Here is a 19,859-nt window from a genome sequence, read left to right on the forward strand (position 1 = left end):
AAGCAAGCATGTTAACGTGTTTCCAATCGGAAACAAATTTCTTCGTTGCCTCAAAGCTTGCTTAACAGCAGTCTCTGTTCAGGTGCTTTTTCGCCGGATTCGTGCAGAGGAGCGGTTATGAAAAAAGCGGTATCCTCTATGCACAAGCGACATCACCCTAGATGCTAGCTAAGTTTATGGTGTAAAACATTCAAATCGTGCGCTAACCAACAATAGCGACGTTAGGAATAGCCCGTAATCGCAGCAAGCCAATAATACACACCAACATTGCATACCAACAAAGCGAGGAGACGAACATGGAAGCATTAACTAGCCTCTTAGGGGCGATCAACGGCGTGGTCTGGGGGCCCGTCATGTTGATTCTGCTACTTGGTGTGGGGATTTACCTGCAGCTTGGCTTGAAACTGATGCCGATTAGAAAGCTCGGCATGGGTTTCAAGCTAATGTGGGCGGGGCGTGATGCGAAACCTGGGGTGGGTAAAGCGGCTGCCAAAGAGGGTGACGAAGGGGAAATATCTCCTTTTGACGCCTTGATGACGGCACTCTCTGCGACCATCGGTACCGGTAATATTGCCGGTGTCGCCACGGCCATTGCGTTAGGTGGCCCAGGTGCCGTGTTTTGGATGTGGATTACCGCTTTGGTGGGTATGGCCACTAAATTTGCCGAAGCGGTGCTGGCCGTGCGCTATCGTGAAACCGATAGCACCGGTTACCACGTGGGCGGGCCGATGTTTTACATCAAGAATGGCCTGGGTAAAAAGTGGCTATGGTTGGGCGGCCTGTTCTCATTTTTTGGTGCTGTCGCTGCCTTCGGGATTGGCAATACCGTTCAGTCCAACTCCGTTGCTGACGCCATGGACGCCACCTTCGGCGTACCGCACTGGCTTACAGGTATAGTCATTATGGTACTGGCTGGTGCGGTGATTCTGGGCGGTATCAAGCGTATTGCTAAAGTGGCGGGAAAGTTGGTGCCGATTATGGGCATTGCCTATGTAGTGGCAGGCTTGTTGGTATTGATCGTTAATGCCGGGCAGATCGGTGAAGCCTTTGGTTTGATCTTCTACTACGCCTTCAACCCCATGGCGGCCGCAGGTGGTTTCGCGGGTGCGGCCGTCATGGCGGCGATTCGTTTTGGTGTGGCACGCGGTATCTTCTCCAACGAAGCGGGTTTGGGTAGTGCGCCTATCGCCCACGCAGCGGCCAAAACCAAAAATCCAGTGCGCCAGGGCTTAATCGCCATGCTGGGTACCTTCATTGATACCATTGTTGTGTGCACGATTACCGCGCTGGTGATTTTGACCTCAACGGTTTGGCAAGAGGGCGAAGCCGGGGCGTCGCTTACCGCGCTCTCGTTTGACGCCGCACTGCCTGGCTTTGGTAATCAGATCGTCGCCATTGCGTTAGCGATTTTTGCCTTTACGACCATCCTCGGCTGGTCATTTTACGGCGAGAAGTGCTGCCAGTTCCTGTTTGGCACGCGCTCCATTATGATCTATCGGGTGCTGTTCGTACTAGCTATCCCACTGGGCGCTATCGCTCAACTGGGCTTTATCTGGCTCATGGCGGATACCTTCAACGCTATGATGGCGATCCCGAACCTGATTGCCTTGGCACTGCTTTCGCCGGTAGTCTTTAAGTTAACCAAGGACTATTTCGACGGCAAAGACGTATTGCCGGGTGAAGAGCTGGATCACGACCAATAATACTTGCAGCGCGTTAATCAGCGCTGCAGGTGAACGTGAATAACAGTAGAGTCGGGAAGACACTTAATCGGTGGCTTCCCGTTCTCTTTTTGAGCGAACAATTTTTAAGTGAGGAAAGCCCCCATGTCTGAATTAAAGCAAACGCCGCTGCACGCGTTGCACCTCAAGTTAGGCGCCAAGATGGTACCTTTTGCTGGATACGATATGCCGGTGCAGTATCCGTTGGGGGTCAAAAAAGAGCATGAGCATACCCGCCAAAAGTGCGGCCTGTTTGATGTTTCACATATGGGTCAGATTAGCGTGTCCGGCGACAACGTGGCTGAGGCCCTGGAAACCTTGATTCCCGCAGACTTGGTGGGCCTCGAGAAGGGCGCACAGCGTTACGGTCTTTTCACCAGTACCGAAGGCGGCATTATCGATGACCTGATGGTGGTCAACGCGGGCGATCACTTCTATTTGGTGGTCAACGCGGCCTGTAAAGATCAGGACCTGGCTCACTTAAGGCTCAATTTGTCGTCTACGCATACAATTGAACCCTTGGATCGTGGCTTACTGGCGCTGCAAGGGCCTCAGGCGCGGGATGTCATGCAGCGGCTTTGCCCTGAAGCCTGTGAGCTGGTGTTTATGCAGCATGGACGTTACACCATTGCCGGGCAGGAGGTATGGGTAAGCCGCAGCGGCTATACCGGCGAAGATGGTTTTGAGATTTCTGTCGCTGCCGATGCTTGCGAAGCCTTCGCTGAGCAGCTTCTCGCAGAGCCTGAAGTCGAGGCGATTGGCTTGGGAGCGCGGGACTCGCTGCGTTTAGAAGCCGGTTTATGCCTCTATGGCCATGATATGGATATGCAGACAACGCCTGTGGAGGCGGGTTTGATTTGGGCGATTGGCAAACCGCGTCGCCACGGCGGCGAGCGCGCCGGTGGTTTTCCGGGTGCTGACGTGATTCTTCATCAGGTCGATGCCAAGGATCATACCCGCAAGCGTGTTGGGTTATTAGCGGAAGGCCGCGCGCCGGTACGTGAAGGGGCGCCATTAGTTGATGAGGCGGGCAATGAGGTCGGGATTGTGACCTCCGGTAGCTTTGGCCCAAGTGTCGGCAAGCCGGTGGCGATGGGTTATGTCACTCGCGAACTGGAAGCGCCGCAAAGTGCCGTGTTCGCGGTAGTTCGCGGTAAGCAGTTGCCCATGGTGGTGACCCCTATGCCGTTTGTAAAACCTGGCTACTATCGCGGCTAGAAGCGCGTCCATCGAACCTCGGCCCCTGTTTAGGCAGGGGTCGAGGTTTTATTAAGTACCGTATTCTCAAGCGAGTGTTTTAGCGCAGCACCTGCTTGGGGTCGATGGGTTTACCGCCTTGGCGCAGATCAAAAAGTAGATCATAGCGTTGGGTGGCACTGCTTTGACCGACCTCGCAAAGGGGATCTCCTGCGCTAACCTGCTTGCCTACCTCGACCAAAATGCGCTCGCAAAGGGCGTAGACGGTCTGCAGGTTATTGGCATGGTGCACAATCACTACTTCACCCAGCTGACGCATTCCATCGGCAAAGCGCACCTCACCAGGAGCGACGGATTTAGCCTGGGCGCCAGCTTGAGTAGCCAGCAGCATGGGCTGCAACGTGCCACGGCTGTCCGGCCCGAAACGTCGAACCACGCGATAATCTTCCAACGGCCAAGGCCAGCCCCTTGCTGATGAGGGGAGCGCCTGGCTGGGCGCGCTGCTGGTCGTTGTAGCGGCAGGCTTGTTAGCGCTTGAAGAACCACTGCTGCTTGCTTGCCGTCGCGATGAGCCACCCGCGGCTGAACCGCTAAGGGGCAGGCTAACTATTTGGCCAATTCTTAAGTTAGTGGGGGAGGCGCTAGGGTTGGCGCTCTGAATGCGGCCACTGGTAGTGCCAAAATGTCGGGCGATGCTTGAAAACGTATCGCCAGGACGGATTTGATAGCGGTAGGGGCCGCCAGAAGGTGCCCGCTCCTGCTGGGTAGGAATTAATAGACGTTGGCCAATTTCCAGGCGCCGGGTATCCGCGCCAGGGTTAAAGCGCTCCAGACGTTCGAGTGGCACGTTAGCCCGGGCCGCCAGTTTGCCCAGCGTATCGCCACGCTGTACCTGAACCCAGTTACCGCTGATCTGGCTAGCGCTAGGTACTGATGCCCGCTGAGCGGATGACGACGGTGTGCTGGAACAGCCGGTTAGTAGTCCCGCTAACAGCCAGGCGGTGAGCCAGCCAATTAGTCGTGATCGGTTCGGTTGTCCAGCATGCCATCTTTTTCCAACCAGAGTGAGTTGATCCATGTATGGAAGCGTTCCTTATGCTGCTTTTCTTCGTGGTTATCTGACGCGTACATCCACTCAGGAATGCTGAGTTGCCGTGCCTGCAAGGTAACCGGCGCCTCCCTGCCGCATAAAAAGCCCCAAAACGTCGGCGCAGGATTGGCATAGCTGATGGTTACATCCAGGATACCATCCAATTGGTTGCCTAGCAGACTAAGCACTTGAGCAATACCACCCGCTTTAGGGCGCAATAAGTGGCGGTAGGGACTTTGCTGGGCGTCGCGTTTGGCAACTGAGAAGCGAGTGCCCTCGACAAAATTAAAAATCGCAATGGGCGAGAGACGTGCCTGATGACACATACGCTCAGTAGAGGCTCGATCGATGGTGGCCAGTTTAGGATTTTTAGCGACTTGCTCGCGGCTAAAGCGGCGCATAAAAGGAAACTCTAGCGCCCAAAAAGCTAACCCTACGATGGGAATCCAGATTAATTGACGCTTTAGGAAAAAGCGTGGCATGGGGATACGCCGATGCAGCGCCATCAACAGCATGAAAATATCGGTCCAGCTGCGATGATTGGAGATCACCAGCCACCACTGCTGCGGGCTCAAATTATCGGGTACGCTGGCGTGAAGCACGGGTTTAAGCCAGTGCCGCATCCACCAGAGGTTAACGCCTATCCAGTTAAGAGCAACGCCATTCAGCCCCTGCAACACTAACTGCTTAAGCCGTTGCCCTGGGGCAATGACTTTAAGTAGTGTCAGCAGAATCAGAGGTACGCCCCAGAACAGCGTGTTGAGCGTTAGCAGCAGAGCGCTAACCAGCCCCTTTAAAATAGGCATACCGCGTTTCCTTACCGTCAAACCAATAGCGTAATACTGAATGCTAAATGATCCTAGCCACGCTGCCCAGCAGAAACCTAGAGCAATTCATTAGCTTGATGGTGTTTTAGACGAGAGGCAGCGAGGGGGCTTGAACGGTGTTTAGGAGCACAGTACGCAGTGCGTGGGCGGCCACGGAAAGTTCTTGGTGGGTCAAGATGCCGACTCGGCAGGAGATGGCGGGCGCTGTAAGGGGTATGCAGCGGGCTCCCAGTTCATGCATTTGGCGAATACACATAGAAGGCACCGCGCTGACGCCCAGGCCGTCGGCTACCATCCTTCCAACGGTTGAGAGCTGGTGGCTTTCAAAGGCTACCGTTAACTCCATATGCTTTTTGGCCAGCTCCTGTTCCAGTAAACGACGCACCATTGAGGGGCGCTGAAGGGTAATGAAGTCGTGGTTGAGCAGTGTTGTCCAGGACAGCTGAGTTACCTGGGTTAACGGAGAGTCTGGCGGCACGACAGCCACAAAATGGTCTTCAAACAGCGGTGTAAACAGTAGGCTGCCGGTGCCCTCCGGCGAAAAAGCAATCCCCATCTCTACCTGACGGGAGCGCACCATGGCGGTAACCTCCTCGTTGATGACATCGTGCACGGTAATGTTGATTTTGGGGTGCTGCTGGCGAAATTTAACCAGCGCGGCAGGGAGTAAGTTACAGGCAAAAGCAGGCATCGCCGCGACGCTGAGCCGCCCGAGTTGAAGGGTGAAATGTTGGCGTAAACGCTCCTCGGTATTGTCCCACTGCGCCAGCAGGTGTTTGGCTAGCGGTAGTAGCGACTCACCTTCAGGGGTTAATCTGACACTGCGTGTGCTGCGAATCAGCAGTTTGCCACCCAGGGACTCTTCCAGGCCTTTAATTGCCAGACTTAGCGCCGGTTGCGATAGGTGGAGACGCTCGCAGGCTTGGGTGAAACTAAGGGTTTGAGCGACCGCCAGAAAGGCGCGCAGCTGTTTGACGGTCATAAAGTGCCTTTTATAAATTTAAATAATAAATTGATAAGAAAAACAAACTTAACAAATATATCATCTGGCACAACACTGTCACTATCGTAAGCTTCAGTTCGCGAATTTTTGGCAGCACTCATCTACGATAATACTGATCATCAACAACAATGTGAGGCACAACAATGGCAGGATTCGATAAGCGTGTAGCTTCCTACGAAGAGGCTATGGAAGGCATCGAGAGCGGCATGACCGTTATCGCCGGTGGCTTTGGGCTTTGCGGTATTCCCGAAAACCTGATTGCCGAAATCAAACGTCGCGGCGTTAGTGACCTCACCGTGGTGTCCAACAACTGCGGTGTAGACGGTTTTGGCTTGGGTATACTGCTTGAAGACCGCCAAATCAGTAAAATTCTTGCCTCTTACGTAGGTGAAAATGCCTTGTTTGAGAAGCAAATGCTCAACGATGAAATTGAAGTGGTACTAACCCCTCAAGGCACATTGGCAGAAAAAATGCGCGCTGGCGGTGCTGGTATTCCCGCCTTTTACACCGCTACCGGTTACGGCACACCGATTGGTGAGGGGAAAGAGGTCCGTGAATTTAATGGGCGACACTATATTTTAGAAGAAGCCATTATAGGTGATTTTGCCATTGTGAAAGGCTGGAAAGCGGATCGCTATGGCAATGTAATGTACCGCCATACCGCGCAGAATTTTAACCCCATGGCCGCCACGGCCGGGAAAATCACCGTGGTGGAAGTTGAAGAAATCGTTGAACCGGGTGAGCTTGAGCCTAGCCAGATCCATACACCGGGGATTTATGTGGATCGTATTATTCAAGGCACGTTTGAAAAGCGAATAGAGAAACGCACGGTGCGCAGCTAACGTGCTACGCCTTCAAACGTAACACTTGCTTCTCATTTAACGATTCAACAAGAGGAAGTCACCATGGCTTTAACACGAGAACAGATGGCTCAGCGTGTCGCCCGCGAACTTCAAGATGGTTTTTACGTCAACTTAGGCATTGGTATTCCCACTCTGGTTGCCAACTACATCCCGGATGGCATCGATGTCATGCTGCAATCTGAGAATGGACTTCTGGGGATGGGCCGCTACCCCAGCGAAGACGAGCTTGATCCAGATATGATTAATGCGGGTAAAGAGACGGTGACGGCCCGCCCAGGCGCGGCGATTTTTTCTTCAGCGGAATCGTTTGCGATGATTCGCGGTGGTCACGTGGATTTGACCGTGCTGGGAGCTTTCGAAGTGGATCAGCAAGGGAACATTGCTTCCTGGATGATTCCTGGGAAGCTGATCAAAGGTATGGGCGGTGCCATGGACCTTGTTGCCGGTGCTGATAACATCATTTGTACCATGACACACGCCTCCAAGCATGGCGAATCCAAGCTGCTTGAGAAATGCGAACTGCCGCTGACCGGCGCTGGCTGTATTAACCGTGTGTTGACGGATCTCGCTTATCTTGAAATCAAAGACGGCGCCTTTATTCTCAAGGAGCGCGCGCCGGGGGTAAGCGTTGAGGAGATCGTCGAGAAAACGGCGGGCAAGCTGATTGTACCGGACCATGTTCCCGAGATGACGTTTGATGCTGAGTGAGTAAGCACCGCTGCCATACCTCGCGCAATTAACAGCCCGAAGGTTAAGACGTTAAATAGAGGGCGCAGTGAGACGTTAGCGCACATTTCGCTAGCGTCTCAGGCCATTTCACAGCGCGTATGGTGTGGCAGCAGTAAATCGGCAATACGCTCGTGATTATCTTCAACGTGCTTTTGGACTAACGCCAGACCGCCTAAGCAGAGGCGATGCTCATCGCCATCGGCAAAGACAGTCTTCTGAGGTGTGGTGGGGTAAAAGCGGTGATCCAGTAGTGATGACACCGTGAAGACACCGTTTTGCTGCCCATGCAGGCTTGGCATGCCCACTTCGTTTAGGCGTTGATCCAACGTCTCCATGGGCTCCCCAAGTTGGCCACAATCAAAGCCAGCGTGATGTAGACGGGGCCCCATAACCGCAATCCAGGCGGCCAACGGGTGTGCTTGCTGCAACTGTTGATAGAGCGCCCAGGAAGGCATCGGCCAGGGGCGGCCACGGCAAAGTAAATTGTGGCCTTTGCAATCCTGAGGGTGAGATTGTTGCACCAGTCCTTCAATGGCTTCCCGGGGTGCCTTGGACAGTGTGCCTATTTGCAATTCTGCCAGCACCAGCCAACTACTGCCGTCACTTGGCGCTAGTAGTTGAACTAATAGCCCTTTATCGGCCATGGCGTAATGGCCCATGGCGCGATAGCCCATATGAGCCAAATTGCCGGTGAGCGCGGCAGCGGCAAAGGGGCCGTAATTGAGTGTTACCAGCGTTAAATATTCGGCCGCCGTTGATAACGGCCAAAGTCGAAGGGCGCCGATATCGGGATGGGTATGTACATAGTCAAGCCACAGCTGCTGAACAAACTCCTGACGCTGCATGGTGAACTCCTTGCCTAAAGTGGCACACCTAGCGTGAGCCATTAAATAACTGTTCAGTATAGGCAAGCGAGGTAAGCAAGTGTTCAACGGCTATTAACGAGCGGTTAAACGGCAAGTAACTGCTGGTCGCGGACAAACTGATCAAATTCAGTAAAACCGCCGACATGGGCTTGATCGACAAACACCTGGGGGACAGTGTGAATGGGTTTGCCCGCCGTTTTGGCGATATCTTCTTTAGTGACGCCTTCAGAAGGCATATCCACATAGCGATAGCCTTCAATTTTGCCGATGTTTTCCAAATGCTCGGCAAGCTGTTTTGCGCGCACGCAGAAAGGACATGACATCCGACCAAAAATAACCACAAACATAGGTGGCGCTCCTTTACGATAAGCAGAGTCAGTTACCATGTGGACAGTAACTGAAGGGTCAATAGCCGTAGGCTAAGCGATAAATTCGCGCCCATTGTGGCTGAGCAGAACACGTTTCGCCAATAGCGGCTCGCTACACGAACCATTAATGCCCGTTATCATCTGGGAAAACCAACAAGCCTATGCAGACGCTCAACGCTGACGAATACACCTTCCTTTCTGAATTAGCGAAGGTGTACCGAGACGTTCACTTGCCAGCCATTAAACAAAAGAGTCACTGGAACCCGCGTTTGGGGGTTGATGCGCTATGCTTTCAACATCATGACGCTGAGCATATGGTGGGGGCGTTGATTACGCCTTGTGAACTCTGGCTGGTTGCAGTGCCTGACCAGTCCCTGCTTACTGAGCCTTTGGCGGATAGCCTTACGCTCTCACTGCCTTCAGGTGTATACCCATTATCGCTCGAGCGTTTGCCAGGCGGCTATGAACTTTACAAGCGTGCCATTTTGGATGATTTAAGCGAGCTGGAAAGCATGCAGGAGGCCGCAAGGCTGGCGCAGCAAATGATGGCGCGTTTAATGCAGCCCAGCGAAGAGTCCAGCGCTTAAGCGCAGCCAGCTATACTGTCAGGATTCCTATAAACAGCATCTTCCATCCATTAGTGAAAAAGGAAATTGCCTATGACTTCCCAAGCCGCTACAACGCCGCGAGTTGCGCTGGTTACCGGTACTAGCAGCGGGATCGGTGCCGCTGTGGTTACGCACTTTTGCGAATTAGGCCATCAAGTGCTTGCCGTCGATTTTAATCCGGCAGGTAAAGCCGTCGCTGAAAAAGCCGGCGCGGCGTTCTTTGAAGCGGATCTAACCGACCCTGATGCCTGCCGTGCGGCGGTGGCGGAGGCGGTTAAGCGCTTTGGCGGGGTTGATATATTGATCAATAATGCTGGCATTCAGCATGTTGCCTCGATTGAAACCTTCCCCGAAGAGAAGTGGCGTCAGATTATGGATTTAATGCTGACGGCACCTTTCTTGCTGACACAGGCAGCGTGGCCGCATATGCGTGAAAAGGGCTGGGGACGCATCGTTAACGTGGCCTCAATACACGCACAGGTGGCTTCACCGGGTAAAGCAGCGTACATCAGTGCTAAACACGGCATGATTGGTTTGACCAAAACGGCGGCGCTAGAGGGCGGTGAGCAAGGCATCACTGCTAATGCGGTATGTCCTGCCTATGTGAAAACCCCGCTAGTAGACAATCAAATCGCCGACCAGGCTAAATTGCACGGTATGGATGAGCAGGAGGTGATCGAAAAAGTCATGCTCAAAGAGGCGGCGATCAAACGCTTGATAGAGCCCGAAGAAGTGGCGCAATTAGTCGCTTACCTGACATCCGACGCAGCCGGTGCCGTCACGGGTTCAAGCTTTAATATCGATTTGGGCTGGACGGCGCATTAAGTAAGCGGTGTGGCCCCGCCAGTGACCGTTGGCGGGGTGCTTGTCCCTTTTTGCAGGCTTTAACGCCGTACCGGGCGTTTTTGTAATTTGCGCTGCAGGGTGCGGCGATGCATGCCTAGTGCCCGTGCGGTGGCAGATATATTGCCGTCGTGCTCCTGCAGCACTTTCTGAATATGCTCCCAGGTGATGCGGTTAATCGATGGCGGATTGTCAGCAAGCTCAATATCCGGATCACCGCTCTGGCGCTCGAACGCGGTTAATACGTCGTCGGCATCCACCGGCTTACACAGGTAATTAGCTGCGCCTAGCTTAATCGCCTCCACCGCTGTGGCGATGCTGGAGTAGCCGGTCAGCACCACAATGCGACACTGCGGGACGGTAGCCAGCAGCTCGGGAAGCAGTTTTAACCCAGAGCTGTTTTCCAGTTTTAAATCAAGGGTCGCCATGGTGGGGGAATGCTGCGCGGCCATGGTCAGGGCCTGTTCGGCATCGTGGGCAACGATAACGTCGTAACCGCGGCGCGTTAGGGCACGGTTCAAAACATGACAAAACATTTCATCGTCATCAATGATCAGCAGGCGTTGCTCTCGCGTTTGCATGTTGTCCTCAATCCTTACTGGCGGTGCTTAGGGCGGGCGCGATTAATTCGGCGCTGCGCAGCGAGGCAGCGTCACTTCCGTTAGCGTACCCCCTTCAGGGTGATTATACAGGCTTACGCCTCCACCAAAGCGATTGATGGTGGCATGGGTTAAAAACAAGCCAATACCCATGCCCTTGCTTTTAGTCGAAATAAACGTCTCACCCAACTGGTCGGCAATCGACATGGCTACACCTGGACCATGGTCACGAATGTCGATCACCACGCTCTCACTCTGCCAGTCCAAGCGTATAGCAATGTGCTCAGGGTTGGCGTCAGCGGCGTTATTGAGCAAATTGGTTAACGCTTGGTCAAGTGTGGCATCGACGGCCAGCCAAGGCCTGCCGCGTTTCTCTGCTACATCGAATTGATGGCTCACATCAGGACGAAGTACCAGCCAGCGTTGGACAACGCCTGCTAACCACACCTCGGCATCGAGCACTTCGGGTTCTGCCATACGGCGCCGGTCAGCGTTAGATACCAAGTTTTGCAGACGTGATTTGCATACGTCTACCTGCTGGCGAAGTAAGATAATGTCCTGATCAAGCGCCGAATCGACGGGGGCATCGGCCTGCATCTCTTTGAGCAGGACTGCCATGGTAGAGAGCGGTGTGCCCAGTTCATGGGCGGTGCCTGCGGCTTGGGTTGCGACCGCCAATACCTGTTCATTGCGCAGGGCAGCTTCCCGAGTTCGGGAAAGTGCCTGATCACGGCTGCGCAGTGCGTGAGCCATTTTATAAATAAAAAACGTTACCAGACCCGCAGAGAGACCAAAGTTAAGCCACATGCCTAATATATGCAGACTCAATGGGCTATCACTATTGATATGGCCCAGCTGGGGGATGGGATAGTAGGAGAACATTAAATAGGTGTAACCCGCCATGGAGCAGGCGGCGATGATCCAGGCGTGGCGCCAGGGTAATGTGGCGGCGGCGATGGTCACTGGCACCAGATAGTAGGTAATAAAAGGGTTGGTAGAACCACCCGAGAAGTAGAACAGCAGCGTTAAGCCGGTAATGTCGGCAAGTAAATGCAGCAAGTACTCAAGGTGCGTCACCGCGCGAGGGCGGCCGAGGCGCCACCAGGTGGCGATATTGAGCACGCCCATTGAAATGACCACGCTCACCACGGCGGTCACCGGTAAATCGAAGGCGAGCAGTTCAACGCCCACCACGATAGCCAGTAAAAAACCGGTCCAGGTGATGCCGCGAACAATAGTCAGCCGCACCAAGTTACGATTGGGCGTAGAAAGCGGAAGGGGTAGGGCAGTTTGCATGTTGGGCTTACTTGTTTCTGGCTTTAAAGCCATGAATGACAAATTTAATGAATAGAGTCATGACGTAGGTTGTCCACCCAGCAGACGCCAATATATTGAACAGCAGCATTTTGGGTGGCAGCCAGGCGCTACCCAGCAAAGCTTCAAGCATGATGTGGAAGAACATTGCCAGCAGCAGCGGCAAGGCCAGGGTATGGATCCACATATCGGTGCGCCGTTTACGAATATGGTAGCGGCGTAACAGGTAACGCAGTGGCCGATGCGCCCAACTAAAAACTACGAGTGCCCCAATCACCAATAAGCTGGCGAGAGTTGGTTCCGTGCTGCCGATTTGAACCGAGAGTGAAATCGACCAAGCGAGGCTTAGCCACATCAATCCTTCCAGGCTGGCAATAATATCCGCATAGCGGCGCACGTTCTGCATAAACAACTGAATCCTTAGCGTCAAAAACTAACTTTTATAAACGACTGTAAAAACTAACCGTTAGATCTGTTTCTTAAAAGAGCCGTGGCTTAAAAAACAGCGCCGCCATAATACGACACTTGGGCTGGGTGTGGGCGCTTGATGAGCGGATTTATCCCATCGCGCAATTGCGTATACTGTACCGACCGTATTTTACCCGACTTACTTTATCCGATTTAATATCACTACAGGACTTGCCGTGGACACTGTGACACTGACCCGACCCGATGATTGGCACCTTCACCTACGCGATGATGAGGCGCTTAAAGCGGTAGTCGGCCATACTGCCGCACAAATGGGGCGGGCGATCATTATGCCCAATCTCACCCCGCCAGTTACCACTACGGCTCAGGCGCTTGAATACCGCCAGCGTATTCTCGCTGCCTTGCCTGCGGGCAGTACTTTCGAGCCCTTAATGGTGCTCTATCTCACCGATACAACGCCGCCGGAAGAGATTGAGCGTGCGGCACAAAGTGGCATTGTTAAAGCGGTGAAGCTCTACCCGGCGGGGGCCACCACTAACTCCGATTCAGGCGTGACCGATTTAGCCCACTGTGACGCAACTATTGAGATGATGGCTAAGGTCGGCATGCCTCTTTTGGTCCACGGTGAAGTCACCCATGCCGAAATCGATATTTTTGACCGCGAAGCGGTGTTTATTGAAACGGTGATGAAGCCACTGCTAGAGCGTCATCCAGCGCTGAAAGTAGTGTGTGAGCATATCACCACCCAGCAAGCCGCTGAGTTTGTTGCCCAGGCGCCTGATAACGTGGTCGCAACCATTACCGCCCATCATCTGCTGTTTAACCGCAATAAGATGCTGGTAGGAGGCATTCGTCCTCACTACTACTGTCTACCCATACTCAAGCGCGAGCAGCATCGCCAGGCGCTGCTAAAAGCGGCCACCAGCGGTAGCCATAAGTTCTTTTTGGGCACTGATAGCGCGCCTCACTCCCAAGGTGCTAAAGAGTCGAGCTGTGGTTGTGCAGGCGCCTACACCGCCCCCGCGGCCATTGAACTTTACGCCACCGCCTTTGACGAAATGAATGCCTTGGACAAGCTGGAAGCCTTCGCCAGCCTTAATGGGCCGCTTTTTTATGGGCTTTCGGCTAACACAGACACCATTACGCTCGAGCGAAGGGATTGGGCGCTGCCGGAAAGTTACCCTTACGCCCAGGGGGAGAAAATTATTCCCTTGCTGGCGGGGGAAACGCTTAGCTGGGCGGTGAGGTCTTAACAAGCCAGGTCTTAACAATGCCGTCGACGCTTTAATGGTCGACGGCATCAAGCGCTTAGCAGTCGCTGCTAGGCGTTGCCAAGCTGCTTAAGCATTTGATCAACCATGCGCGATGAGTGGTCGGCGGCCACTTCCAGAAACTCATCGAAGGAGAGGTGGTTGTCGCCACTGCCAGGAATATCAGAGAGCGCACGGATAACCACGAAAGGGCACTGGTAGAGGTGGCACGTTTGGGCAATGGCGGCGCCCTCCATTTCTACCGCAAGCATGCTGGGGAACTGGGCGCGGGTTGCATCTACCCGGGCTGGGTCAGCCATAAAGGCGTCACCTGTGGCGATCAAGCCTTCGCGCACCTGAACCTCACCTAGCGAGGCGATGGCGTTATGCGCCAATTCTCGCAGGGATTTATCGGCTAAGTAGGCGGCGGGCATCCCCGGTACTTGGCCTATTTCGTAGCCAAATACCACTGCGTCGACGTCGTGATGGCGTACTTCGTCCGAAATGATCACATCGCCAATGGCTAAATCGGCGGCAAAGCCACCGGCGGAACCGGTGTTGATAATGGCGTCGGGTTGATGGCGTTCTAGTAAGATAGCCGTGCCTACCGCAGCGTTGACTTTACCTATTCCCGACTGCAAAACAATGACCTCGAGGCCGTAACGCGTGCCGGTATAGAAGACAAAACCCGCGTGCTCGTAGCGCTCGGGGTTATCCAGTTGACTCACCAAGGTGCTCACTTCCTGCGCCATTGCGCCAATAATACCAATACGCTTCACTGCGCCATGCTCCTACATTAAAAGTGGTGTTTGACTCAGGCGTGCTCTACGGCAGCTAAATCGTGTTGCTCAGCGGCTTCAAGGGTATTTTCCAGCAGCGTTGCAACGGTCATTGGCCCAACGCCTCCGGGTACGGGGGTGATGAAACTAGCGCGTTCGGCAGCGGTGGCAAAATCAAGATCGCCTTTTAAGGAGCCATCGTCCTGGCGGTTGATGCCTACGTCGATCACGATAGCGCCCGGCTTGATCCATTCGCCTTTCACGATACCCGGCTTGCCGACGGCCACGACTAGAATGTCGGCGCGGCGTATATGATCGTCAAGATTGCGGGTGAAACGGTGGCACACGGTGGTGGTACAGCCCGCCAGCATCAGTTCCAGCGCCATAGGGCGGCCTACAATGTTGGAGGCACCCACTACGGTGGCGTCTAAGCCGCGTAGCGCAACATCGGTCTGTGCCAGTAGGGTCATGATCCCTTTCGGCGTACAGGGGCGCAGGGCGGGCATACGCTGCGCTAAGCGGCCAATATTGTAGGGGTGAAACCCATCGACATCTTTGCCAGGCAGGATACGCTCTAAAATGGGCTCAGCATCAAGATGCTTAGGCAGTGGCAGTTGAACCAAGATGCCATCAACAGCTGGATCGCTGTTGAGCTGATCAACCAGGGCTTCCAGCTCATGCTGTGAGGTTGTAGTGGGAAGGGCGTGCTGAAAGGAGAGAATGCCGGCCTGTTCACAGGCGCGGTGTTTGTTGCTGACATACACTTGAGAGGCGGGATCGTCCCCGACCACAACCACGGCTAGTCCCGGTGCCCGCCCGCCTGCTTGACGGCGTGCAGCGATCTTTTCGGCAACCTGTTGGCGGACAGTAGCAGCGATGGCTTTGCCATCGATTAGTTGGGCGGTCATGTAATGGAATCCCTGTGGATGTTAAAAATGGCCTAGGCATTTAAAGCGCTCACACAGCAGCGCTTTAAAGAGGGTAATTTTCGCACGCTGGGGCATCCAGGCAAAGCGCCTTCACTAACAATCACTTTAATGGTTGACTTTAAAATTAAAAATAGTAATATATGCCTCGCTTGAGACGGGCAGCACGGTAGCGTCTAAGGTGATAAAAATCGGGATGTAGCGCAGTCTGGTAGCGCGCCTGCTTTGGGAGCAGGATGTCGGGGGTTCGAATCCCTCCATCCCGACCATTCACTTAGCATGAAAGGTAGTAGTTTGCTTTTCCAAGCTGCAGTTGTGGTCTAGTGCTCATCAGTGTTCGTGTCTTATGAATACTATATGTGCGCCCATAGCTCAACCGGATAGAGCAACGGCCTTCTAAGCCGTAGGTTGCGGGTTCGATTCCTGCTGGGCGTGCCACCTAATTCAGTGGTAACAACCTGTCAGAATCTTATCTTCAAGTAAGCATTATCTTTTTTACGTAAGATTGTCTTTGGTGGGTGTAGCTCAGGGGTAGAGCCCCGGATTGTGACTCCGGTGGTCGTGGGTTCAAATCCCATCATCCACCCCAATGACAATATGTGCGTATCCAGTTTTAGGTTGTGGTGGGTGTAGCTCAGTGGTAGAGCCCCGGATTGTGACTCCGGTGGTCGTGGGTTCAAGTCCCATCATCCACCCCATTACCGCCGCATAGTTTATCTTCTGTTTTCCCTCTCTCGTTTTAGTGATTACCTAATTTATCGTTTATGCCCTTAGTTGGGATTTTTGCGTTTCTGGCTGTTAGGTTCCCCCTCTGATCGCTAACGCGGCATTACCTTAATGCGGTGGCCCGCCAAATGGGTGAGCGGTTCAGGTCTGCCAAGGAAATTCCCCTGTGCGTAGTCAATTCCTATGTGGTGCAGCGTCTCGAGCGTTGCTTGCGTTTCCACAAATTCAGCGATGGTCTTGATCTCCAGCGCCTTGCCAACGGCATGAATCGCCTCAACCATGGCACGGTCAATTGGATCCTGATGTACATTGCGAATAAAGTTACCGTCAATTTTCAAATAATCCACGGGCAACTGCTTCAAATAGCTAAAAGAGGAGAGGCCGGTGCCAAAGTCATCCAGTGCAAAGTGGCAGCCGTACTCTTTTAGGGTGACAATTAATTCGCTAACCCTTGATAGTTGGGCAATGGCGGTGCTTTCGGTAATTTCAAAACAGAGCGTTCCGTGGGGTAGGTCTGCCGTGGCAACTTGCCTAATAAGATCCTGACAAAAATCCGCATCGGAAAGTGATGACCCAGAAAGATTGATCCCCCACAAGCTATGAGACGGCAGTGTTGCGTGGCGGTTTTGATCTCCTAACCAGGCTAGGGTGTTACGAATCACCCAGCGGTCAATACGTACCATAAAGTGATAACGCTCGGCGGCGGGTAGAAAGCTACCTGGCGCGATGACCTCTCCATGCTCTTCAAGTCGCAGCAGAATTTCTCGGTAGCCAGGGCCATCGGCACAAACGGCTGTAATGGGTTGGGCGAAAAGGCGGAAGGTGTCGTTATCCAAGCCATTTTGCAAGCGCTGCACCCACTGTAGTGCACCGTGTTTCTCTTGTAATGAGTGATCGTCAGGCTGATAGCAGTGGATGCGATTGCGGCCTGCCTCTTTGGCGGCGTAGCACGCCGAGTCGGAGGCGTGAAGAACCTGGCTCAACTGCATGGGATGAGCAGCGGTTAGCTCAACTAGTCCAATACTCACCCCGATACCAAAGGTGTGTCCCTGCCAAGCAAAACGGTACTGTTCGATATCGCAGCGAAGCGCTTCTCCAATCGTCATTGCTCGCTCTATCGCACAGTCAGGTAGCAACAAAGCGAATTCATCGCCGCCTAGACGTGCGGCTATATCGCTACTGCGCACATGATCTTTCAATTTTAACGCCACTTGGCGCAACAGCTCGTCTCCAGCGAGATGGCCGCAGGTGTCATTGACGATTTTGAATTGATCGAGATCTAAGTAGCACATCACATGATGGCCATCTTTGCGATTGAGTAATGCACTGAGCGCTGATTCAAAGGCTCGGCGGTTGAGCAGGTCGGTGAGGATATCGTGGCTGACCTGATAGCTCAGCTGTTCAGAAAGCTGGCGAGTAAGGCTAACATCCTGAAAAACAACGACTGCACCTAAGGTAATACCGCTGCGGGAACGTATCGGTGAAGCACTGTGTTGGATGGGGGTAGGCGAGTGATCACGATTCACCAGCAGGCAATGTTCGGTGGCGTGCACCGGGGTGAGCTGGGTAAGCACTTGTCTAGCTGGATTGCTTAGCGGTTCACTGCTGATTTCATTGATTAATTGGTAAACCACATGAATGGGTTTATCCATGGCCTCCTCGAGTGTCCATCCGGTCAAGCGCTTAGCTTCTGCATTAATAAACGTTACGTTGCCACTAGCGTCGCAGGTAATGACGCCGTCACCGATGGATGCCAGCGTGGTGCGGGCAAGGTCGCGTTCGCGGTTTAGCTGCTCCTGCAGCTGTTTACGCTCGGTAATATCCCGCACCATGCCCGAGCGCTCTGACACGGAACCACTGGCGCCTTCACTAACTTGTATTTCCAGGTAGCGCACCTGCATATCGGCGCAGCGTCGCTTAATTTCATGGCGTGCACCGGGGGTTAGCGAGCGGGTTGGTAATAGCTGTGAAACAGGTTGGCCAATAAGCCGTTTGGCGTCGACTTCGAAAAGGTGCTCCGCACCAGGGTTGAGGCTGGTCAGGGTGCCGTCTGCCTGCCAGGTAATCACGCCATCGCGGAGATTACGCAGCATCACACGGGTATGCCCGACGGCGCGTTCAAGTGCGGCGGTGACGCGATTATAGCTCGCCGCTATTTCGCCTACTTCGGTAAACGGATCGGCGTCAATACGCTGGCGCATATCGCCTTGCTGTTCATGCTGGCGCATATGCTCAAGTAGTTGGTTCAGCTCATTATTGGCGCCATGCTCTGCGAGGTTGAGCCCCATCTTTTCTGCTTCATGAGAGATGCGTATGGGCAGGAATCGTCGGGTAATGCGGAACAGCAGCCAGGCGCTGCCAAAGCTCCAGACACCGCATACCACAACGCCGATCAACTGAACGCCAAATTGAGTAGATCGAGACAAGCCACTCTGCAATAGCATTGGGTCAGCGACCCAGGGCAGTGCAAGCGTGCCCCATACGCCCGCGACGAGGTGCGAGGGAATGGCGCTGACTGCATCGTCAATATGTTTACTTAGTAGCCATTCGCTGGTCAGCACCATGAGAACACCGCTAACCGCCCCCAGCCCAAATGCCGCCGACAAAGTGATCGCATGAGCGCTGGCGGTGACGGCGACCAAGCCCGCAATGGCACCATTAATTGCATACATGACGTCGGCATAGCGCCGAGTGCGCAGTCCCATCAGCATCCCCGAGAGTATCCCGCCGACCGCGCCCAGCACAGTATTGGCTATTATGCCGGGTATTTGCTCAGTAACGGCCAGTGTGCTGCCGCCGTTAAAGCCAAACCAGCCTAAGATCATAAACAGCGCTCCCAGCATAGCGAGGGGTAAGTTGCCCGAAGGAAAGGCGGTGGGAGGCTTGCCATGGGTGAAGCGACCGCTGCGTGGGCCGATACAGAGTACCGCTGCCAGCGCTACCCAGCCGCCCACGCTATGCACGACCGTAGAGCCGGCAAAGTCGACAAACCCAAGCGAGCCAAGCCAACCTTGGCTTCCACCCAAAAGCCCGCCCCATGCCCAGTGACCAAAAATCGGGTAGATAAGCAAGGCTATCCAGAGGGCCGTCCAGGTATAGGCTAAAAAGGGCATACGCTCTGCCACCGCGCCTGACACAATGGTGGCGGCGGTAGCACAGAACATTGCTTGGAAGATAAAAACGGTAAGCACCCAACTGCCGGAAGTGTCTAATTGCCAACCCAACAGCGTTGTGCCGATTAAGCCGTACTGAGAGTCGCCAAACATGAGGCCAAACCCGACTAACCAAAAAACACTGACGGCAATGGCAAAGTCCGCTACGTTTTTCATAGCGACGTTGATAGCGTTCTTTGTGCGTGTAGTGCCAGCTTCCAGACAGAGAAAGCCAGCTTGCATCACAAATACGAGGGCAGCAGCCCACAGTACCCAGAGCGTGTCGAGCAGCGAACTATCAATATCTAGCGTGGCAGGCATGGTGTTTTCCTTGGCAACTTTTGGTGCAAATACGCTTCTTTTTAGTGCTTTATTTGTTTTGCCCGCAGAGAAAAGTGGTCGTTATATCGGCACTATCCAAATGCTATTAAGGTTTCCTAATAGAAACAAAGCAATTGTTATGCCGTTAATAGTGGAGTCATCCTTTTTAACGCGCATGATAGTGTTAATTACTGTTTTTTATAATTAAAACAGTATTTTAAGCTATATAAATACGAATGGATTGGTGA

18 protein-coding genes and 4 tRNA genes are annotated in these 19,859 nt (G+C 53.6%); 11 read left to right on the plus strand and 11 right to left on the minus strand.

What is annotated here, in order from left to right; translation table 11 throughout:
* The first annotated feature begins 296 nt into the window (after positions 1-296).
* The gene (locus QEN58_RS09045; RefSeq protein WP_280106764.1) at positions 297-1,703 is read left to right on the plus strand and encodes an alanine/glycine:cation symporter family protein; all 1,407 of its coding nucleotides are present in this window, start codon (positions 297-299) and stop codon (positions 1,701-1,703) included.
* A gap of 123 nt (positions 1,704-1,826) precedes the next feature.
* Complete coding sequence (gene gcvT / locus QEN58_RS09050; protein ID WP_280106765.1) at positions 1,827-2,939, plus strand: glycine cleavage system aminomethyltransferase GcvT; 1,113 nt, start codon at positions 1,827-1,829, stop codon at positions 2,937-2,939.
* Between the two features lie 79 nt (positions 2,940-3,018).
* Here the strand turns inward: gcvT and QEN58_RS09055 are convergent, their stop codons facing one another.
* The 3 genes from QEN58_RS09055 to QEN58_RS09065 all read right to left on the minus strand — a co-directional run bounded on the left by QEN58_RS09055 (position 3,019) and on the right by QEN58_RS09065 (position 5,817).
* The gene (locus QEN58_RS09055) at positions 3,019-3,996 is read right to left on the minus strand and encodes a LysM peptidoglycan-binding domain-containing protein (RefSeq protein ID WP_280106766.1); all 978 of its coding nucleotides are present in this window, start codon (positions 3,994-3,996) and stop codon (positions 3,019-3,021) included.
* The gene (locus QEN58_RS09060; protein ID WP_280106767.1) at positions 3,933-4,814 is read right to left on the minus strand and encodes an acyltransferase; all 882 of its coding nucleotides are present in this window, start codon (positions 4,812-4,814) and stop codon (positions 3,933-3,935) included. Before QEN58_RS09060 ends, QEN58_RS09055 begins: the two co-directional genes overlap by 64 nt.
* Before the next feature lie 106 nt (positions 4,815-4,920).
* On the minus strand, positions 4,921-5,817 hold the full coding sequence (locus QEN58_RS09065; RefSeq protein ID WP_280106768.1) for a LysR family transcriptional regulator: 897 nt from the start codon (positions 5,815-5,817) through the stop codon (positions 4,921-4,923).
* 164 nt (positions 5,818-5,981) lie between these two features.
* Between QEN58_RS09065 and QEN58_RS09070 the strand changes: the two genes are divergently transcribed.
* Together QEN58_RS09070 and QEN58_RS09075 are read left to right on the plus strand one after the other, a co-directional pair.
* Positions 5,982-6,680, plus strand: coding sequence for a CoA transferase subunit A (locus QEN58_RS09070; RefSeq protein ID WP_280106769.1), 699 nt, complete (start codon positions 5,982-5,984; stop codon positions 6,678-6,680).
* Positions 6,681-6,743: 63 nt separating this feature from the next.
* A complete protein-coding gene (locus tag QEN58_RS09075) occupies positions 6,744-7,409 on the plus strand; it encodes a CoA transferase subunit B (RefSeq protein ID WP_009286667.1) in 666 nt (221 codons plus the stop codon).
* Between the two features lie 98 nt (positions 7,410-7,507).
* On the opposite strand, the gene QEN58_RS09080 is transcribed toward QEN58_RS09075, so the two are convergent.
* Positions 7,508-8,275, minus strand: coding sequence for a VOC family protein (locus QEN58_RS09080; protein WP_280106770.1), 768 nt, complete (start codon positions 8,273-8,275; stop codon positions 7,508-7,510).
* Between the two features lie 104 nt (positions 8,276-8,379).
* On the minus strand, positions 8,380-8,643 hold the full coding sequence (locus QEN58_RS09085) for a GrxA family glutaredoxin (protein WP_280106771.1): 264 nt from the start codon (positions 8,641-8,643) through the stop codon (positions 8,380-8,382).
* A 182-nt stretch (positions 8,644-8,825) separates the two neighbouring features.
* Here QEN58_RS09085 and hybE point away from each other — a divergent pair, with 182 nt between their 5' ends.
* Together hybE and QEN58_RS09095 are read left to right on the plus strand one after the other, a co-directional pair.
* On the plus strand, positions 8,826-9,251 hold the full coding sequence (gene hybE / locus QEN58_RS09090; RefSeq protein WP_280106772.1) for a [NiFe]-hydrogenase assembly chaperone HybE: 426 nt from the start codon (positions 8,826-8,828) through the stop codon (positions 9,249-9,251).
* A gap of 72 nt (positions 9,252-9,323) precedes the next feature.
* Positions 9,324-10,097 (plus strand): 3-hydroxybutyrate dehydrogenase, encoded by a 774-nt coding sequence (locus QEN58_RS09095; protein WP_280106773.1) that lies wholly within the window; start codon positions 9,324-9,326, stop codon positions 10,095-10,097.
* Between the two features lie 59 nt (positions 10,098-10,156).
* Here the strand turns inward: QEN58_RS09095 and QEN58_RS09100 are convergent, their stop codons facing one another.
* The 3 genes from QEN58_RS09100 to QEN58_RS09110 are packed head-to-tail and all read right to left on the minus strand — an operon-like array spanning position 10,157 to position 12,434.
* Positions 10,157-10,696: a response regulator transcription factor gene (locus QEN58_RS09100; RefSeq protein ID WP_280106774.1), complete on the minus strand. Its 540-nt coding sequence runs from the start codon at positions 10,694-10,696 to the stop codon at positions 10,157-10,159.
* A 42-nt stretch (positions 10,697-10,738) separates the two neighbouring features.
* Complete coding sequence (locus QEN58_RS09105; protein ID WP_280106775.1) at positions 10,739-12,010, minus strand: ATP-binding protein; 1,272 nt, start codon at positions 12,008-12,010, stop codon at positions 10,739-10,741.
* Between the two features lie 7 nt (positions 12,011-12,017).
* Complete coding sequence (locus QEN58_RS09110; RefSeq protein WP_280106776.1) at positions 12,018-12,434, minus strand: hypothetical protein; 417 nt, start codon at positions 12,432-12,434, stop codon at positions 12,018-12,020.
* Positions 12,435-12,672: 238 nt separating this feature from the next.
* Between QEN58_RS09110 and pyrC the strand changes: the two genes are divergently transcribed.
* A complete protein-coding gene (gene pyrC, locus QEN58_RS09115; RefSeq protein WP_280106777.1) occupies positions 12,673-13,710 on the plus strand; it encodes a dihydroorotase in 1,038 nt (345 codons plus the stop codon).
* 68 nt (positions 13,711-13,778) lie between these two features.
* On the opposite strand, the gene mtnN is transcribed toward pyrC, so the two are convergent.
* Together mtnN and folD are read right to left on the minus strand one after the other, a co-directional pair.
* Positions 13,779-14,486 (minus strand): 5'-methylthioadenosine/S-adenosylhomocysteine nucleosidase, encoded by a 708-nt coding sequence (gene mtnN / locus QEN58_RS09120; protein ID WP_280106778.1) that lies wholly within the window; start codon positions 14,484-14,486, stop codon positions 13,779-13,781.
* A 35-nt stretch (positions 14,487-14,521) separates the two neighbouring features.
* On the minus strand, positions 14,522-15,394 hold the full coding sequence (folD, locus tag QEN58_RS09125; protein ID WP_280106779.1) for a bifunctional methylenetetrahydrofolate dehydrogenase/methenyltetrahydrofolate cyclohydrolase FolD: 873 nt from the start codon (positions 15,392-15,394) through the stop codon (positions 14,522-14,524).
* Positions 15,395-15,604: 210 nt separating this feature from the next.
* On the opposite strand from folD, the gene QEN58_RS09130 reads away from it, so the two are divergent.
* From QEN58_RS09130 to QEN58_RS09145, 4 genes are all read left to right on the plus strand, one after another.
* A tRNA-Pro gene (locus QEN58_RS09130) sits at positions 15,605-15,681 on the plus strand.
* A 92-nt stretch (positions 15,682-15,773) separates the two neighbouring features.
* Positions 15,774-15,850: transfer RNA gene (locus QEN58_RS09135), tRNA-Arg, on the plus strand.
* Positions 15,851-15,926: 76 nt separating this feature from the next.
* A tRNA-His gene (locus tag QEN58_RS09140) sits at positions 15,927-16,001 on the plus strand.
* Between the two features lie 34 nt (positions 16,002-16,035).
* Positions 16,036-16,110, plus strand: a tRNA-His gene (locus QEN58_RS09145).
* 120 nt (positions 16,111-16,230) lie between these two features.
* Here the strand turns inward: QEN58_RS09145 and amt are convergent.
* Positions 16,231-19,611 (minus strand): ammonium transporter, encoded by a 3,381-nt coding sequence (gene amt / locus QEN58_RS09150; protein ID WP_280106780.1) that lies wholly within the window; start codon positions 19,609-19,611, stop codon positions 16,231-16,233.
* Between the last annotated feature and the right edge of the window lie 248 nt (positions 19,612-19,859).

The organism is Halomonas alkaliantarctica, from assembly GCF_029854215.1.
Classification (GTDB): domain Bacteria; phylum Pseudomonadota; class Gammaproteobacteria; order Pseudomonadales; family Halomonadaceae; genus Vreelandella; species Vreelandella alkaliantarctica_A.

Coding starts and splice junctions, on each gene's coding strand:
- amt (WP_280106780.1), bottom strand. CDS start 19,611: ATGCCTGCCACGCTAGATATTGATAGTTCGCTGCTCGACACGCTCTGG.
- folD (WP_280106779.1), bottom strand. CDS start 15,394: ATGACCGCCCAACTAATCGATGGCAAAGCCATCGCTGCTACTGTCCGC.
- gcvT (WP_280106765.1), top strand. CDS start 1,827: ATGTCTGAATTAAAGCAAACGCCGCTGCACGCGTTGCACCTCAAGTTA.
- QEN58_RS09070 (WP_280106769.1), top strand. CDS start 5,982: ATGGCAGGATTCGATAAGCGTGTAGCTTCCTACGAAGAGGCTATGGAA.
- QEN58_RS09075 (WP_009286667.1), top strand. CDS start 6,744: ATGGCTTTAACACGAGAACAGATGGCTCAGCGTGTCGCCCGCGAACTT.
- QEN58_RS09085 (WP_280106771.1), bottom strand. CDS start 8,643: ATGTTTGTGGTTATTTTTGGTCGGATGTCATGTCCTTTCTGCGTGCGC.
- QEN58_RS09100 (WP_280106774.1), bottom strand. CDS start 10,696: ATGCAAACGCGAGAGCAACGCCTGCTGATCATTGATGACGATGAAATG.
- hybE (WP_280106772.1), top strand. CDS start 8,826: ATGCAGACGCTCAACGCTGACGAATACACCTTCCTTTCTGAATTAGCG.
- QEN58_RS09105 (WP_280106775.1), bottom strand. CDS start 12,010: ATGCAAACTGCCCTACCCCTTCCGCTTTCTACGCCCAATCGTAACTTG.
- QEN58_RS09060 (WP_280106767.1), bottom strand. CDS start 4,814: ATGCCTATTTTAAAGGGGCTGGTTAGCGCTCTGCTGCTAACGCTCAAC.
- QEN58_RS09080 (WP_280106770.1), bottom strand. CDS start 8,275: ATGCAGCGTCAGGAGTTTGTTCAGCAGCTGTGGCTTGACTATGTACAT.
- QEN58_RS09045 (WP_280106764.1), top strand. CDS start 297: ATGGAAGCATTAACTAGCCTCTTAGGGGCGATCAACGGCGTGGTCTGG.
- QEN58_RS09065 (WP_280106768.1), bottom strand. CDS start 5,817: ATGACCGTCAAACAGCTGCGCGCCTTTCTGGCGGTCGCTCAAACCCTT.
- QEN58_RS09055 (WP_280106766.1), bottom strand. CDS start 3,996: ATGGATCAACTCACTCTGGTTGGAAAAAGATGGCATGCTGGACAACCG.
- QEN58_RS09110 (WP_280106776.1), bottom strand. CDS start 12,434: ATGCAGAACGTGCGCCGCTATGCGGATATTATTGCCAGCCTGGAAGGA.
- QEN58_RS09095 (WP_280106773.1), top strand. CDS start 9,324: ATGACTTCCCAAGCCGCTACAACGCCGCGAGTTGCGCTGGTTACCGGT.